Origin of the sequence: Candidatus Thiosymbion oneisti (assembly GCF_900092655.1) — a bacterium.
Classification (GTDB): domain Bacteria; phylum Pseudomonadota; class Gammaproteobacteria; order Chromatiales; family Chromatiaceae; genus Thiosymbion; species Thiosymbion oneisti.
This window is the reverse complement of record NZ_FLUY01001488.1, coordinates 1-457: the sequence shown is the minus strand read 5'-3', so window position 1 is coordinate 457 and position 457 is coordinate 1. Positions and strand designations below refer to the sequence as shown.

1 protein-coding gene is annotated in these 457 nt (G+C 54.9%); it reads left to right on the top strand.

The window, feature by feature from the left end:
• Positions 1-66: 66 nt before the first annotated feature.
• The coding region (locus tag BQ17_RS24365) for a transposase (protein ID WP_439645673.1) at positions 67-457 on the top strand (391 nt) is incomplete at its 3' end.

The following is a 457-nucleotide window of genomic DNA, read 5'->3' as shown; positions in this document are numbered from 1 at the left end:
ATTCAAGACCTGATCGAGGATGCAAATTGCTACCGGAAAGTCCGCGAGCTGCGTTGGCCCGAGGGGGTGCGCTGCCCGTTTTGCGGCGGTGAACACCGCCTCAAGCAAGGCTTCGATGCCACCCAGAAGCAGCGTCAGCGATACCCGTGCAAGTCCTGCCAGCGCTACTTTGACGATCTCACCGGGACCATTTTCGAAGGGCATCATCAACCGTTGCGGGTGTGGATCTTATGCTTGTATTTCATGGGGCTGAATCTGTCAAATTCACAGATTGCCCGCGAATTAGGCTTGGACAAAGATGATGTGCAAGCGATGACCTTTCAGCTCCGGGAAGGTGTCGTCGAACGCAAACCAGTGGCGCTTCTCGAAGACACTGTCGAGTGTGATGAGGTTTACATCGTTGCCGGTCACAAAGGGCATCCATCCGCCGTAAAAAAAACACCGGAAGGGACGCCGT